The following is a 14655-nucleotide window of genomic DNA, read 5'->3' on the forward strand; positions in this document are numbered from 1 at the left end:
ATATGATGCTATTTTTTGACTTTCAGAATAATAAAAATACTAATTCATTATAAAACATAACCTTATGGCTAAAAAAATACCTTTGCGAAGAGCAGGATTTATCTCGAAAGGCAGGAGTTCGTTTTTTCAAAGATTGTATATGGTTTTTATCTCCCTGTTATTTTTCTTTTCTTTCTCCATAACAAAGGCAGAGACAGTTTTATGTCCCGGAAATAAAGAAATTGATCAATTGATTGATAAGGGAACTTCTCTTGACAACGATGGAAAAAGTAAAGAAGCTCTTGGATTGTTTCAAAAAGCTAATGATCTCGCTAAAGCTGTAGGATGTGAAAAAGGAGAACTGAATGCTACAAAAAGTATTATGATGTTCTATTTCAATGCTTATGACTACAAAAAAACTTTGGAAATGTCAAACAGGGCCATAGAGTTGGCGATGAGGCTAAAAGATTATGAAACCTTATCTTCTTTATGCAGCAGAAGAGGTGCTGCTTATGATGATCTGGGTATGTATAATGAGAGTTTAAAGGAGCACGAAGCTGCTGCAAAATATGTGAAACTTATTGAAGAGCCGGATCGGAGACATTATCAAGCTTCTTTGGTTTATTATAATATGACTCCATACTACCAGGATCGATCAAATGAAAAAGTGGAGTATTATCTGGAAAAAAGTAGGGAAGAGGCTTTACAAATAAATAATAATAGTAAAGACATTCCTTTAGAAAAAAAAATAGACATGTTGGTCTCAATCAATATGAACTTAGGGATACATTATAGAAACAGCAAAAATAAAGATAGGAATGTGAAACTCTCTGAATTTTATTTTATAGAAGCTTTAAAACAGTTTGATTTACTTAAAGGAAATACACTTCCCAATACAAAAATAGATTTATACCAAGCGCTTCAGGAGTTTTATCATATGAAAAAAGAGTACAGGAAGGCCATAGAATACGGAGAGAATATGCTGGCTCTGGAAAAATCCAGCAGTATGCCTTATAATCGAAGAGTGGGATATATGGTATTGGCAAAATCTTATCTGAGTGTCGGAGAAAATGCAACCTCTCAAAAATACCTTGATCTTTTTTCAAAACTGAATGACAGTATTAATTCCGCAGAAAAAGATGCCGTGGAAGCTCCCGTTAAAAAGATAATTTCAGAAACAAAAAGCAATGGTGAGAAAAAAATAAAGAGTATTGCTATTATTTCTTTTACTGTCCTTATTCTCATAACAGGTGGAATGTTGATATACCGAAGACATAGCAACAAGATTATTCATAAAAAATATGACGATCTGATTACTAAAATACAGTTTGAAAATGAAAACAATAAATTGGAGTTCGCGCCCGAAAAGAATAATGAAAATCATAAAGTAAAACCTTCTGTCACCATTACTGATGAAACGGTAAAAGCATTACTTCTGAAGCTTGAAAAATTTGAGGGGTCAAAGAAATATCTGCGAAAAGAGGTTAGCCTTACCTGGATGGCTAGTAGTTTAGCGACTAATCCAAAGTATCTTTCAGAAGTCATAAAAACTTATAAGAACCATAATTTCACAAGCTACATCAACGAACTTCGCATTAATTATATTATTAAAATGCTTTATGAAAACCCAGTTTACAGAGAGTATAAGATCACCTACTTGGCAGAAGAATGCGGATATGTAACACCAAGGGTTTTTGTGAATGCTTTTAAACAGCAAACGGGTTTTACGCCTTCTTATTTTGTAGAGCAATTGAAAGTTGCTGTGTAGTTTTTAAGGTATTTTATCCCATAATGACTTGAAGCTTATAATAATGCGATGTTTTGCAGAACTTCGCATTTTCTATTTATTGAGTTTATAACATTATGATTGATAAAGAAAAACGGTTTGACAACAAAGAACTGTTATATATCTATTCAATAGAAAGATATATACTTGATAATCAGTTTTTATTTTTTGTAAAATATCGATGACTGAATAAATTTTGTTTGGAATAATTCAGATATCATCACATACAACATTTGTTAGAAAGGTATGTTGATGTTAATATTGTCATGTATTAACCTATCATCATATGACTAGAACACAAGAGGAAAAATATCGGTTTTTATAATTATTGCCCCGCTAAATCTTCTCATTTGCTTATCTGGAGCTTACAAATGATAATATTTATAATTTCCACAGGTTTTTAGTCAAGAGAATCTAGGTACAAATAATAACAGCATTAATGGATAGAAAAAGAAAAGTAGAAATGAAGAAATTTCAAAGAAATATTTTGAGTTTTTAGATCGTCATATAGATGATATTATTTCAGAGAGGACAATCGATTTCATGGAGTTGAGTCAGATTGCTTCAGAATTTCAATTTCCCATAAACATCTTATAATATTATTCAACATGATGCAGAATACTTACTCTAGCTAATATAATACACCATGTTGTAAATTCAGAAATGACCATCCCTTTATTATTATCCTTTCTCATCGCATGAATATGAGACCTTGACGAGCGTATCTTCACTTTTATTGATGATTTGATTCTTTTGAACCAGATTAAACAATTAAATAACTTATAGTGAATTACAATGTTGTATATCATTAGTAAATTAATTTTTAAGATTTGAAACAAACTTTGCATTATTGATTCATTGGGCATCAAAAATCTGATATCATAGCAGATAAATATTGAATCATTTTATGTCAACCTATTTTAGGACGACTAACTTTAATAAATTATACTTAAAAAATTTAAGCAACTTAATTATTTTAAATTTCTAAATTTGTTCTATAACTAATAGTAAATGTTCGAAATTTTCCTAAAATACCTTACCGACAAAATAGAACTTTCCAGCCAAGAAATCCAATTAATAGAATCCGTCTGTAAACCAAAAAAACTCCGTAAAAAGCAATTCCTTTCTCAGGAAGGAGAAGTTTGGCATTATAACGCTTTTATTTGCAGAGGTTTGGTGAAAACCTTTTCCATCGCTGAAAACGGAACAGAACACATTATCAATTTTGCCCCGGAAAATTATTGGACAGGTGACCGCGAAAGCTTGATTAATGAAACGCCTTCCCGTTTGAATATCGATGCAATAGAACCAACAGAATTGATTTTAATCGAAAAATCAGATTTTGAAAGGCTTTGTGCTGAAATTCCTCAACTGAATCAAATGGTGAATAAAATCATTCAGAAAAGCTTTATCGTTTCTCAAAGCAGAATTTTAGCCAATATCAGTTTTACGGCGGAAGAAAAATATCAGAATTTCCTTGAAAAATATCCTCACATTGTCAATCGTATTCCGCAACATATGATTGCATCTTACATCGGCATCACTCCCGAAACCCTTACCAGACTGCGTAGAAATATGGTCAAGAAATAAAATGCTTCATTTCCATTGACATTTGTTTGCTTTATTTTCAAGCTTTTGTCAATGGAAGAAAGCCTGCTGTTGATGCATCTTTGCCTTATTAAAATAACAATTAAAAATAGGACAAAATGAATAAAACAGTTTTTATTACAGGAACAAGTACAGGCTTTGGAAAATTAACAGCAACTACTTTAGCAAAAGCAGGACATACAGTCATTGCAGGAATGCGCGGTATTTCAGGAAAAAATGAAACTGTAACCAAAGAATTGGGAGCACTCCCAAATTTAGAAGTCGTTGAAATTGATGTAACCGATGATTCTTCTGTAACCACTGCTTTTGAAAAAGTACTTCAAAAATATGGTAAGATCGATGTATTAGTCAACAATGCCGCTGTTTCAGGTTTCGGATTATTGGAAGCGTATAGTCTGGACAAAATCCGCCAAATGTTTGAAGTAAATTTCTATGGTGTTATCCGAACTTATCAAGCTGTATTGCCTTCTATGAGGGAGAATAAGAGCGGTTTGATTATCAACATTACTTCAGGAGCCAGTGCTCATACTTCGCCTTTTATGGTTCCTTATTTTGCATCGAAATTCGGCGTTGAAAGCATTACAGAAGTTTTGCAGGACGAATTGAAACAATTCAATATCGACAACGTTTCCATCCAGCCCGGAGTTTATCCGACAGAAATGAATACAGGCGAAAAAGCCGGAGTTAATGCCGATAAACCTGAAATTGCGAAACTTTATGACCCAGTTGCAACAGAACAATTCAATGCTATTGGCGCTGCGTTATTTGGCAAAATGAAAGAATTTAATATGAATCCGCAAACCATCGCAGACGGAATTTTAGAATTGATTCAGATGAAAGAAGGTTCTCGTCCGTTACGTTTTCCATTGGATGCTGTTGCGCAGGGAACAGATTTGGAATTCATCAATGCAAGAGCCGAATTGAAAGCAAAATGGTTAGCAAAATACAATGAATAAATAGAATTTTAAATAATAACTGGTAAGGTTGGAATATTTCGTTCCAGCCTTTTTTATTTGGAGCTATTTACCGCTTTCGCTACTCTCTTTTTTTTAGGATTAGGCTCGGCGGCGAAGCCGCCGAGCCTAATCCTGCGGAGCTAGAATGAAAGTTTGGAACTCGAAATCTTCCATTCCATTGACATTTGTTTGCTTTTTTTTCAAGCTTTTGTCAATGGAAGAAGGCTACTGAATGTTGGAAATTTGCTGCATACAATAACAACAAAAAATGATCACAATGAGCAATTTAAAAAAACAGATCAAAGCCAACGCAACAGCAGTAGCAAGTGCACTTTTATTATCAACAGCAGTTTCAAACACTTCAGCGCAGGAAAAAACAGGAATTCTTGGAATCGACCACGTGGGAATCAACGTTCCGGATATGAAGCAAGCCGTGAACTTTTTCACCGATGTTTTAGGATTTTCGGCAGTTACAACTTTAGGTCCGATTCCTTTGGATAATACCTGGAAAAAGAATAACCATATGCAGACTGGAACCGGTCCTGTAACGATCAAAATGGTAAAAACAGGAACAGGAGCTAACATCGAACTATTCGAATATCAGGATAATAAAGGAAGTTTACAACAACCAGGAGGAGACGACATCGGAGCAAGTCACGTTGCTTTTTATACGAATGATATTAGCAAAAGTGTCGCTTATCTTAAAAGCAAAGGCGTACAATTCTTGGGAGAACCATTTCTGATGCCTTCAGGAGATACAGAAGGTGAAACTTGGGTTTATTTCGTAACACCGTGGGGTTCTAAAATGGAATTAGTTTCTTACCCGAATGGAAAAGGTTATGAGAAAAAAAATCCGGCTACGATTTTATGGTCACCGAAAGATGTTGTAAAAAATCAAACCAACAAGTCAGATTCAAAACCGCTTTCTGAAGCAGAAATTAAATCTTTAGTAGAAGGACATTTAGCAATCTGGAACGAGAGAGATCTTAAAAAACGTGAAGCATTAATGTCAAAAATTTATGCAGATGATATTGAAATGGTGGATAGTCATTTTATCGCAGTCGGTCATAAAGAAATCAATGGTTTTGTGGATGGATTACAACAAAAAAGTCCAAATTCTGAATTTTCCCATATCAAAGCAATAGACGTTAATCACAACATTGCAAGATTGTACTGGCAAAATGGAACCCCCGAAAAACCTGATGCTGTAACAGGAATGGATTTATTCGTTTTTGAAAACGGCAAAGCTGTGAAACTATACGTTTTTGTAGACAACAAAAATTAAATTCTCTTAAATTTTTATTTCAATTTTTCAGACTGTCATTTTGAGCGAAACGAAGTGAAGTCGAAAAATCTCAAATATTAAATTATTAAAAGATTCTTCATTCCAATGCTACGCGAAACTCTATCCTGAATGACAAAAAGAACTTTTGATAAATTTAAACGGACTCTTAAATTTCAAATAAACTTTAACAATAAACAAGTAGGTGAATAAGAATTCATCAGTAGGATTCTTATTCTCTTTTCTCAAAATTTTAATCAAAATTCAATCTTTAACATTTAAAATAAATATTATGAAAGCATCAGTAATCAATCAAAATTCAGCCAACGAAACATTAATCCGTGAATTGTACAGAATCGCAGAAGAACAGGATACGCAAGGTTTTGTAGATCTTTTTGCAGAAGACGGCTATTTCTGGGACGTATCTGCAGGAACCAAGTATTATGGGCAAGACATCGGCAAAACAGTAGACGTTTATGCGACAGCTTTTCCGGATATGCACAGGGAATTGTATGATCTTTATGTCTTGGAAAGTGAGAATACAGTGGTAGTGGAATTATCTTTAAACGGAACTCATAAAGGCCCGCTTGAGTTACCTTCCGGAACGATTCCTGCGACAAATAAAACAATGCAGACACCTTGTTGTGATGTCTTCAAAATCGAGAATGGAAAAATAAAATCATTCCATTGTTACACTGCCGCAACGATACTTTTAGGTCAGTTAGGCGTTTTCTAAATACTCTAAACTTCTCAAGGCAAATGATGATTCGTCATTTGCCTTGATTTAAAAATCAGATCAAATGAAAAATATTATAGAACTATTGAACTGGAGATACGCCACAAAAAAAATGACGGGCGAAAAAATCTCTTCAGAAAAAATAAATAACATCTTGGAAGCAGCTCATCTGGCTCCATCGGGAATTGGATTACAACCCTATGAAATCATTGTTATCAGCAATCCTGAAATCAAAAAGAAAATATTACCAATAGCAATGAATCAGCCTCAAATTGTTGAATCTTCGCATCTTTTGGTTTTCGCAGTCTGGGATGAATATTCTAAAGAGAGAATTGATAACGTATTCGATTATCTGACAGAAAAACGCAAGGCTGATTCTGCTAAATATGACAAACAAAGAGAATTTTCAAAGCAATTTTTCGGAAATATGAGTATTGAAGAAAACTTTCATCACGCAGCAAAACAGGCGAATATTGCATTAGGTTTAGCGATTGTTGAAGCCGCTTCCGAAGGAATAGATTCTACGCCAATGGAAGGTTTTGACCCGATAGCGTTAGACGACTTTTTGAAACTTCCATCCAAAGGTTTAAGAAGCTCGATGCTTCTGGCTTTGGGATACAGAGACCAGGAAAATGACTGGAATCTAAAACTGGAAAAAGTACGCAAACCATTTGAGGAATTTGTGACTTTTCTTTAATCATTAATTTTAAATAAAATAATATGAATCATTCAGAAAAAATTGGGACATCCAATAATCACGATAAAACACAAACCACAGGAATTACGGTAAGTGCTTATTACAAAGTACATCCCGAAGACAGGCAAATTTTCATTGATGCTGTAATTCCCGAAATGATTGCGGCAAACGAGCTGGAAGGCTGTATTTATTATGCATTTTCGCAGGATTTGACAGATGAAAATACATTTCATCTTCTGGAAGGCTGGAAAGATGAAGAAGCGTATGAGCGTCACGAAAATTCAGAAACATTTTTGAAGGCTTTGAGTACAGTTGTGAAAAACGTTAGAGTTATTGATCGAGAAGGGGTTCGTTACGATGTTTCAAAAATTCATATCGACGACCCGCGTGGAAAGGTATGATTATAGATTTATAATCAGTTCTAAAATTAATCTAATAAAACATCGATAAACTCATTTGGATTTTACTTGAATGATTTCTACTCATTCCATTTTTCAGACCAGAAAATATTAATGAGGGAAAACCTACGCAAGACCTTGTGAATGTTCCCAACGATGTCAATACAATTCTCAGAAATTTGTATTTTGATTGTCACTCTTCGGAAGCCAATTTGCATTGGTATGATAAAATTACACCGGCTAATTTTCTAGTTGCTTCTCACATCAAGGAAGGCCATGAAGTGCTTGATTTTTCTAAATGGAATTCGTGGCCAAAACCACAGCAGAATTCTACAATTTATTACGCGATTAATAAAGTTTTATTAGGCGAAATGCCGATTCCAAGTTATGTCGCAGTTCATTCTTCTGCAAAATTGAATGAACATCAAATTGAAATTCTTAAAAATTATGCTTTGTCACTCACTCCAAGAAAAGTTTCGGACAGTTCACAAATCAATTCTGTAGAAAAAGAATACAATTCTTGGATTAAAGGCGAGCTTAGCCGGTATAGATTTTCAAAGGTCTTCTAGATTTCAGTTTCATCAACTGGCTTTATATATTCCACTTTTCTTCTTTGTAGCTATTAGGGAAGAGCTAGTCTTCAGAATGTATATGTTATGGCGGTTGAATGATAAAATTGGACGGTAGTAAGTACGGTTTGTATTACTGTAATATTAATTGCAGAGAATATAATTGGTGGTTCAACGTTAAAAAACTCAATATTAGGAGCTGTACTTTTTGGTGTTGCTTCATTAAAGACTGTAAATGTAGCCCTGTCCACAGGATTATTTGTTGAAGTAGTTTCTAAGGAAAATGGTAGACAAGGCGAAATTGTTCCTATACTGCTTACATTGTAGTGATGCTATTGGGAATTCTAACAGTTTCTCAATTAATCAAATCTCAAAAAAGATATAACTCAATATGATACTAAGAGCTTGCAGATGTAAATTTAGTATCTAATTATACAAAATGATCAATATTATCTGTTTTCATTATTTACTGAAGTATTTATTGATTTATTTAGATCGTAAAAAACATAGCAACTGATGCTGCTGACATAAAGAAAAATGTTGCCCATAACAAACTTTTTGACAGCCACCTGCTTTTGAATTCTCCCATAATATGTTCACTTGCAGATATCCGGATAATCAGAAACAAGAGAGGTACGGCAGCTACACCATTGAGAACTGCTGTGTAAACAAGGGCTTTCACTGGATTAATCCCAATAAAATTCATGCACAGGCCAATAAGTGTAGAGATAATAATGACCATATAAAAACCTTTTGCTTTTGTAAATTTAAGATCTAAACTTGCATTCCAGTTAAGAGCTTCCGAAACTGCATAAGATGCTGATCCTGATAGGACTGGAACAGCAAGAAGTCCCAAGCCAATGATACCAATTGCAAATATAATTTTTGATATCAATCCAGAATTTGGAAATGATTGAACTAAAGGTTCTAAAGCCTTTGCTGCATCAGCGGCAGTATTAATATCTGTTATATGAGCGCTGTGTAAAACGGTTCCTCCTACCAAAATAATACACCATGTAGTAAATTCAGAGATAATCATGCCTATATTATTATCTTTTCTCATCGCATGAATATGACGCCACCCGATTCTGGGTTTTCCATCTTGAATCAGACCTCTTTTATTTTCTTCTTCCACTTCTTGAGACGCTTGCCAAAAGAACATATAGGGCGTAATCGTCGTCCCAAATACACCAGTGATTATGAACAGAAAATTGAAAGAAAATTCAAAATGAGGAACTATAGAGGCTTTTAATATTTCTTTCCATGGCTGATCAATCATGAAAGCTGTAAGAGGGTAGGCAAGAAGTGATAATGCCAGCCATTTAAGAACTCTTGAATATATGCGATAGCTGGTGAAGACCTCTAAAGTAAGTATGCTAACAGTAAAAAAGAGCATTAGGATGACAATATCAGCAGGAATGATTAATTGTGCGGCAGCAGCCATGGCTCCGATATCCGCTCCTATATTAATTGTATTTGCAATCACAACCAATCCAACAGAACTATAGAGTATTTTTTTACTATAATGCTCTTTGATAACTCCTGTTAATCCTTTACCGGTAACCATTCCTATTCTTGCACAGGCCTCCTGTACTGCAGTCATAAATGGGAGCATATAGAGTGCGGTCCATAGCTGCCCATAACCGAATTGAGCCCCGGTCTGGGAGTATGTAGCAATTCCCGAAGGGTCATCATCGGCAGCACCTGTTGTTAGACCTGGTCCTAGTAGTCCGAAAAATTTTTTGATTTTTTTTGTTTGATTCTCAACATTATGTTTGACAGACATTGCTCAATTGTTTTTAAATACAATATACTATTAATTCAAATATTTTAGTTGAAAATATCAAGTTCTTAATTTTCTAAGATAGATACTCTTCTCATAAATAAAAAAAACTTCCTATTACAGTAAAGCCATTTTAAATTTGTGTTTATTAACTGCATTAGCTATTTCGTAGATTAGTACTATTTCTACATTGAAACTGATATTTGTCTTGAGGATATTATGGTTTGGGATTGATTATCTGTAGCCTCAAGTGAAGTGATTGATTAACCATTATAAGAAGGGCATGGTAACCTGCGTGACAAAACTATTACCTAAAGCAACATTTTTAGCATTGTTGTTTCCATTGAAATTGTAATCCATTACCATATTTCTGAATGTTTTAAAACCATAATTTTTTACTGATAAGACAATTTCATTGTTATGGCTTGAGATATTTAAACTCATAAAAAAGATATTATAGAAGAAAATAAAAAAATTATTCTTAATAAAATATTTCATAATTTTGGTTAGTGAAAAAGTTGATTTCCATATTGTTGTTATTTTTATATTTGGTTTCCACAACCGAATTATATCAGCTTTTGAAAATACCGGAACTGATCGAGCATTACATCGAGCATAAAGAATTGAATCCCGATATGACGCTTACAGCATTTCTAAGAACACACTATGATCACCCTGTGAAAGACGGAGATTATGGAAAAGATCAGAGACTTCCGTTTATCATTCATTCTGCACCTTTGTCGTTGGTTTTTACAATTAATCCGGGCTTCAGTTTTGAAACAGCAACATATCATTTCAGTCCTTTACAATATCATAAAATTCCTTCAAAAGATGAAGATCTTTGCTATAAAGGTTTCCTGAATTCTGTTTGGGAACCGCCAAAGGCTGCTTATTCATAATTTGGGCAGAAAAATGATTTGTAGTTTCTACAAATCAATATCATCAATTACTTAATTTATATTATTAATTCAGAATAATGAAAACACTATTTTCAGCCATTTTAATGGTTGTATTCGCTGTTGGCATTCATGCGCAAAACCGTTTGGAAAATGCAAAAACACAAGCCTCACAAAATAAAGAGCTTATCCTTTTAAATTTTTCAGGTTCAGACTGGTGTATTCCCTGTATAAAACTCCATAAGAATATTATCGAAACCGATGAATTTAAAAAGCTGGAAACGGAAAATGTGGTCGTTTACATCAATGCAGATTTTCCAAGAAACAAAAAGAATCAGCTTTCCTCAGAACTGAAAAAAGAAAATGCTTCACTTGCTGATCAGTATAATCAAAAAGGATTATTTCCTTACACATTATTACTAAATTCTGAAGGCAAAATCCTGAAAAGCTGGGAAGGTCTTCCTTCGGAAAATGCATTAGCTTTCAGCAAAGAAATAAGAAGCATCAAAGAAAATCAAAAATAAAAGGTATATGTTAAGAGAATTCAAAAGACCTCAGAAATTAATGGGGAACGCTTTTGAAATTACCGTTGTAAGCGATGATGAAAATTCGGCAAATCAGCATATCGATGCAGCTATCGAAGAAATCCGGAGAATTGAAAAACTTCTGACGACCTTCAGTGAAGAAAGCCAGACTAATCTCATCAACAGAAATGCGGGTATCAATCCTGTAAAAGTGGATGGGGAGATTTTTGACCTGATTGAAAGAAGTTTGAGAATCAGCAAAATAACTGACGGATATTTTGATATTTCCTATGGCGGAATCGATAAAGGTTTTTGGAATTTCGACCGTGAAATGAAAGAACTTCCTAGTCCTGAATTAATTAAAGATCATCTGAAACTCGTTAATTATCAGAATATTATTCTTGATCGCAAAAAGCAAACTGTTTTTCTGAAAGAAAAAGGAATGCGGATCGGTTTCGGAGGAATCGGAAAAGGATACGCTGCTGAAATGGCAAAACAAATGCTTCAAAGACGAGGGGTGACTTCGGGAATTGTGAATGCTTCGGGTGATTTAACGACCTGGGGAAATCAGGCGGACGGAAAGCCCTGGACTGTCGGAATTGCCGATCCAGATAATGCCAAACAGCCGTTTTCGTATATGAATATCACCGATATGGCAGTTGCCACTTCAGGAAATTATGAAAAATTCATCGTTATCAATGGTAAAAAATATTCTCATACCATTAATCCCAAAACAGGGATGCCTGTTTCGGGTGTAAAAAGTGTTACGATTTTTTGTCCCAACGCAGAAATTGCCGATGCAATGGCAACTCCCGTAAGCATTATGGGAATTGATGCGGCGCTCAATATGATCAACCAGATCAATCATCTGGAATGCATCATTATTGATGATCAGGACAAAATTTATTCATCTCAAAACATTAATTTAAAATGAAAACCCTTATAAAAATATTAGCTTGCTTACTGATCACAGTTGCTTCAGTACAGTCTTGTACAACCGTAAAAGAGTACGAAAAAAATAAATTAAATGACGCTGAAATGGTTCTCGGAAACAGAACAATTGAAAAAACCGAACTCAGCTTTCAATCCTACAGAGAAGGATCCTCGGGCGCCAATGCCGGAAAAGTTGGCGGTGGTTGCGGCTGCAACTAAAAAGAGTAATCGTAAAATTTAATCGTGATTTAAAAATGAAAAAATTGATCGTAAGTGTTATTGCTCTTTTCGGAATTTTCAACGCAAAAGCACAGGAAAACACAAACAATGAACAGCCTAAAAAACTAACTTTTGATGAAGCTAATTTAGTTTCAAGCTATTATAAACAAGACGGAAACAATTCCGCAGTTACGGGAGGAATCGGGACGGAAAAACTCACCGACATTTCCAATACAATCGATGTAACTATGGTAAAATACGACAAGAAAGACAGGAAAAATAAATTCGATTTCAGTGTTGGGATTGATCATTATACGTCCGCTTCGTCGGATATGATTGATCTGAAAGCCAATTCATCAGCTTCCCACGCAGACAACAGGATTTATCCTGCATTAAGCTGGAGTCGTGAAAATAACGAAAAAGGAACGACTTTAATGGCGGGTGTTTCTACGTCTTTTGAATTTGATTATGCATCTTACGGTGCAAACATTGGGTTTTCACAAAAAACCAAGAACAGAATGGGAGAGTTTACTGCAAAATTTCAGGCTTATCTGGATCAGGTAAAACTGATTGCTCCAATTGAGCTTAGAACAAACGGAAGCACCGGAGGAGAACACGAAAGTTATGGAACCAGCGGAAGAAATACTTTTGCACTTTCTCTTTCCTATTCACAAATCATCAATCAGAACTTTCAGGTTGAATTTTTGGCAGATGGTGTTCAGCAGACAGGATATTTGAGTTTACCTTTCCACAGAGTTTATTTCAATGATAATTCAGTTCATCAGGAAGCTTTGCCGGATAAACGGTTTAAAATTCCTTTGGGAGTAAGAGCGAATTATTTTCTTGGAGACAAAGTTATTCTGAGAGCATATTACCGTTATTATACCGACGATTGGGGATTAAAATCAAATACAATTAGCCTGGAAACGCCCGTGAAAATTTCACCTTTTATTTCGGTAAGTCCGTTTTACAGATATTATTCTCAGACTGCGGCTAAATATTTTGCACCTTATCAAGAGCACACGGCTTTTGATGACTTTTATACCAGTAATTATGATCTTTCAAAATTCAGTAGTAATTTTTACGGAGCAGGCATCAGAATCAGTCCGAAAAACGGTTTATTCGGGGTAGAAAGGTTGAATATGCTTGAAATCAGATACGGACATTACACGAAATCTGTTGGGATGAAGTCTGATATTATTTCCCTGAATTTGAGATTTAAATAGCATCTTTCTTGTTAGGATTTTCAAAATTAAACTTTTATCAATATTTATTAAAAAATAGCGCTACTTGGCTTCAAGTGGCGCTATTTGGCTATGTTTGAATTTGAATGGCTGCTGATCATGAAATGAATAAGATTGAGCAAAATAAATGGAAATGAATAGACATCTGTAAGTATTCAGTTCAAGAAAAATAGTGATCTCTTGAAAAGTTGGAGAAATCCATTTTTAATAAATTTAAATTACCATGCCTAATCTTCCGAGCTTTTATTTCTTCATCTTTTCTACTATAGCTAAATTATTTTTATTTGACATAAATTTCAGGATACTCTCTTTGCTTTTTATCTGTTTTTTCACTCACAATTATATAAACGGACATGCTTATGATCGCCGCGAAAAAACACCAAACAGATAGTATGTAATGATCGTAAAAGATCTCTGAAACTATATAAGAAACCAAAATGGCTATACCAAAAAAGTGCATTCTTTTTAGTTGGGAAAAAAACGGAGGAGCAATTGTTGCCACGCCATATGAGATAATACTATAATTCCTCAATGAAGCAGGATAGTTTTGAATGTAAGTAATATGATGACCAATAATCTTTGCTTCCACATGATATGATAAAAGACAATACGCTAAATAAATACTCACGATGATTCCTACACCTAATAATATCTTCTGTACTTTTTTTCTTGGCTCATTATCTTCAAACATTAAAAGAGAAATAGGTACCCAAACGGGCCACAGAATCTCCGCAAAAAATAGAAATATAAAAGTTGCAGCCCGTTGCATAATGATATGTTCTGGCTGGGGAAGGGCTAACCATAGTATTCCTTCTGTTAGCTGTTGGACTCCAAAAATAAATGGAATACATGCAAAAAGATGCTGTGAAGAATGCCGTGTTTTTTTTATACATGCTATACCAACAGCCGTGAGTGCTATACCTGCTGAAAAACTTGAAATTGCTGAAAAACACATTTGCTTGGGATTTAGAGGTTGTTTTTGTGAATCTTTTACAGAATTGTGTTAAACTTAATGGCTATTCATTATTATTAAAACAAAGTCTGC

At 34.4% G+C, this 14655-nt stretch carries 16 protein-coding genes; 13 read left to right on the top strand and 3 right to left on the bottom strand.

What is annotated here, in order from left to right:
- Positions 1-64: 64 nt before the first annotated feature.
- From AC3HD6_RS17220 to AC3HD6_RS17255, 8 genes are all read left to right on the top strand, one after another.
- Entirely contained in the window at positions 65-1747 is a 1683-nt protein-coding gene (locus AC3HD6_RS17220; protein WP_488897451.1) for a helix-turn-helix domain-containing protein, read from the top strand.
- A 1029-nt stretch (positions 1748-2776) separates the two neighbouring features.
- Positions 2777-3355, top strand: coding sequence for a Crp/Fnr family transcriptional regulator (locus AC3HD6_RS17225; RefSeq protein WP_488897452.1), 579 nt, complete (start codon positions 2777-2779; stop codon positions 3353-3355).
- 116 nt (positions 3356-3471) lie between these two features.
- Positions 3472-4329: an SDR family oxidoreductase gene (locus AC3HD6_RS17230; RefSeq protein WP_488897453.1), complete on the top strand. Its 858-nt coding sequence runs from the start codon at positions 3472-3474 to the stop codon at positions 4327-4329.
- 277 nt (positions 4330-4606) lie between these two features.
- Positions 4607-5614, top strand: coding sequence for a VOC family protein (locus tag AC3HD6_RS17235; protein ID WP_488897454.1), 1008 nt, complete (start codon positions 4607-4609; stop codon positions 5612-5614).
- Positions 5615-5903: 289 nt separating this feature from the next.
- Positions 5904-6347, top strand: a complete 444-nt coding sequence (locus AC3HD6_RS17240; RefSeq protein ID WP_488897455.1) for a nuclear transport factor 2 family protein — start codon at positions 5904-5906, stop codon at positions 6345-6347.
- A 64-nt stretch (positions 6348-6411) separates the two neighbouring features.
- Entirely contained in the window at positions 6412-7044 is a 633-nt protein-coding gene (locus AC3HD6_RS17245; protein ID WP_488897456.1) for a nitroreductase family protein, read from the top strand.
- Between the two features lie 23 nt (positions 7045-7067).
- A complete protein-coding gene (locus tag AC3HD6_RS17250; protein ID WP_488897457.1) occupies positions 7068-7445 on the top strand; it encodes a putative quinol monooxygenase in 378 nt (125 codons plus the stop codon).
- Between the two features lie 83 nt (positions 7446-7528).
- On the top strand, positions 7529-8011 hold the full coding sequence (locus AC3HD6_RS17255) for a heme-binding domain-containing protein (RefSeq protein WP_488897497.1): 483 nt from the start codon (positions 7529-7531) through the stop codon (positions 8009-8011).
- A 490-nt stretch (positions 8012-8501) separates the two neighbouring features.
- Here the strand turns inward: AC3HD6_RS17255 and AC3HD6_RS17260 are convergent, their stop codons facing one another.
- Entirely contained in the window at positions 8502-9797 is a 1296-nt protein-coding gene (locus AC3HD6_RS17260) for an NRAMP family divalent metal transporter (RefSeq protein WP_488897458.1), read from the bottom strand.
- 267 nt (positions 9798-10064) lie between these two features.
- Entirely contained in the window at positions 10065-10238 is a 174-nt protein-coding gene (locus tag AC3HD6_RS17265; RefSeq protein ID WP_488897459.1) for a hypothetical protein, read from the bottom strand.
- Positions 10239-10303: 65 nt separating this feature from the next.
- Here AC3HD6_RS17265 and AC3HD6_RS17270 point away from each other — a divergent pair, with 65 nt between their 5' ends.
- The 5 genes from AC3HD6_RS17270 (at position 10304) to AC3HD6_RS17290 (ending at position 13592) form a co-directional block, all read left to right on the top strand.
- On the top strand, positions 10304-10693 hold the full coding sequence (locus tag AC3HD6_RS17270; protein WP_488897460.1) for a hypothetical protein: 390 nt from the start codon (positions 10304-10306) through the stop codon (positions 10691-10693).
- Between the two features lie 77 nt (positions 10694-10770).
- Complete coding sequence (locus AC3HD6_RS17275) at positions 10771-11214, top strand: thioredoxin family protein (RefSeq protein WP_488897461.1); 444 nt, start codon at positions 10771-10773, stop codon at positions 11212-11214.
- Positions 11215-11221: 7 nt separating this feature from the next.
- Complete coding sequence (locus tag AC3HD6_RS17280) at positions 11222-12148, top strand: FAD:protein FMN transferase (RefSeq protein ID WP_488897462.1); 927 nt, start codon at positions 11222-11224, stop codon at positions 12146-12148.
- Positions 12145-12366: a DUF4266 domain-containing protein gene (locus tag AC3HD6_RS17285; RefSeq protein WP_488897463.1), complete on the top strand. Its 222-nt coding sequence runs from the start codon at positions 12145-12147 to the stop codon at positions 12364-12366. Before AC3HD6_RS17280 ends, AC3HD6_RS17285 begins: the two co-directional genes overlap by 4 nt.
- 35 nt (positions 12367-12401) lie before the next feature.
- The gene (locus AC3HD6_RS17290; protein WP_488897464.1) at positions 12402-13592 is read left to right on the top strand and encodes a DUF3570 domain-containing protein; all 1191 of its coding nucleotides are present in this window, start codon (positions 12402-12404) and stop codon (positions 13590-13592) included.
- Between the two features lie 298 nt (positions 13593-13890).
- Here AC3HD6_RS17290 and AC3HD6_RS17295 read toward each other — a convergent pair whose 3' ends face one another.
- Positions 13891-14565 (bottom strand): DUF6629 family protein, encoded by a 675-nt coding sequence (locus AC3HD6_RS17295; protein ID WP_488897465.1) that lies wholly within the window; start codon positions 14563-14565, stop codon positions 13891-13893.
- Positions 14566-14655 lie beyond the last annotated feature (90 nt).

Source organism: Chryseobacterium sp. II3a (assembly GCF_057815135.1).

What these genes read in the sequence shown, in the direction of transcription:
- AC3HD6_RS17280 (WP_488897462.1), top strand. Translation starts at nt 11,222, where the DNA reads ATGTTAAGAGAATTCAAAAGACCTCAGAAATTAATGGGGAACGCTTTT.
- AC3HD6_RS17250 (WP_488897457.1), top strand. Translation starts at nt 7,068, where the DNA reads ATGAATCATTCAGAAAAAATTGGGACATCCAATAATCACGATAAAACA.
- AC3HD6_RS17240 (WP_488897455.1), top strand. Translation starts at nt 5,904, where the DNA reads ATGAAAGCATCAGTAATCAATCAAAATTCAGCCAACGAAACATTAATC.
- AC3HD6_RS17265 (WP_488897459.1), bottom strand. Translation starts at nt 10,238, where the DNA reads ATGAGTTTAAATATCTCAAGCCATAACAATGAAATTGTCTTATCAGTA.
- AC3HD6_RS17230 (WP_488897453.1), top strand. Translation starts at nt 3,472, where the DNA reads ATGAATAAAACAGTTTTTATTACAGGAACAAGTACAGGCTTTGGAAAA.
- AC3HD6_RS17285 (WP_488897463.1), top strand. Translation starts at nt 12,145, where the DNA reads ATGAAAACCCTTATAAAAATATTAGCTTGCTTACTGATCACAGTTGCT.
- AC3HD6_RS17235 (WP_488897454.1), top strand. Translation starts at nt 4,607, where the DNA reads ATGAGCAATTTAAAAAAACAGATCAAAGCCAACGCAACAGCAGTAGCA.
- AC3HD6_RS17260 (WP_488897458.1), bottom strand. Translation starts at nt 9,797, where the DNA reads ATGTCTGTCAAACATAATGTTGAGAATCAAACAAAAAAAATCAAAAAA.
- AC3HD6_RS17275 (WP_488897461.1), top strand. Translation starts at nt 10,771, where the DNA reads ATGAAAACACTATTTTCAGCCATTTTAATGGTTGTATTCGCTGTTGGC.
- AC3HD6_RS17295 (WP_488897465.1), bottom strand. Translation starts at nt 14,565, where the DNA reads ATGTGTTTTTCAGCAATTTCAAGTTTTTCAGCAGGTATAGCACTCACG.
- AC3HD6_RS17220 (WP_488897451.1), top strand. Translation starts at nt 65, where the DNA reads ATGGCTAAAAAAATACCTTTGCGAAGAGCAGGATTTATCTCGAAAGGC.
- AC3HD6_RS17290 (WP_488897464.1), top strand. Translation starts at nt 12,402, where the DNA reads ATGAAAAAATTGATCGTAAGTGTTATTGCTCTTTTCGGAATTTTCAAC.
- AC3HD6_RS17245 (WP_488897456.1), top strand. Translation starts at nt 6,412, where the DNA reads ATGAAAAATATTATAGAACTATTGAACTGGAGATACGCCACAAAAAAA.
- AC3HD6_RS17225 (WP_488897452.1), top strand. Translation starts at nt 2,777, where the DNA reads ATGTTCGAAATTTTCCTAAAATACCTTACCGACAAAATAGAACTTTCC.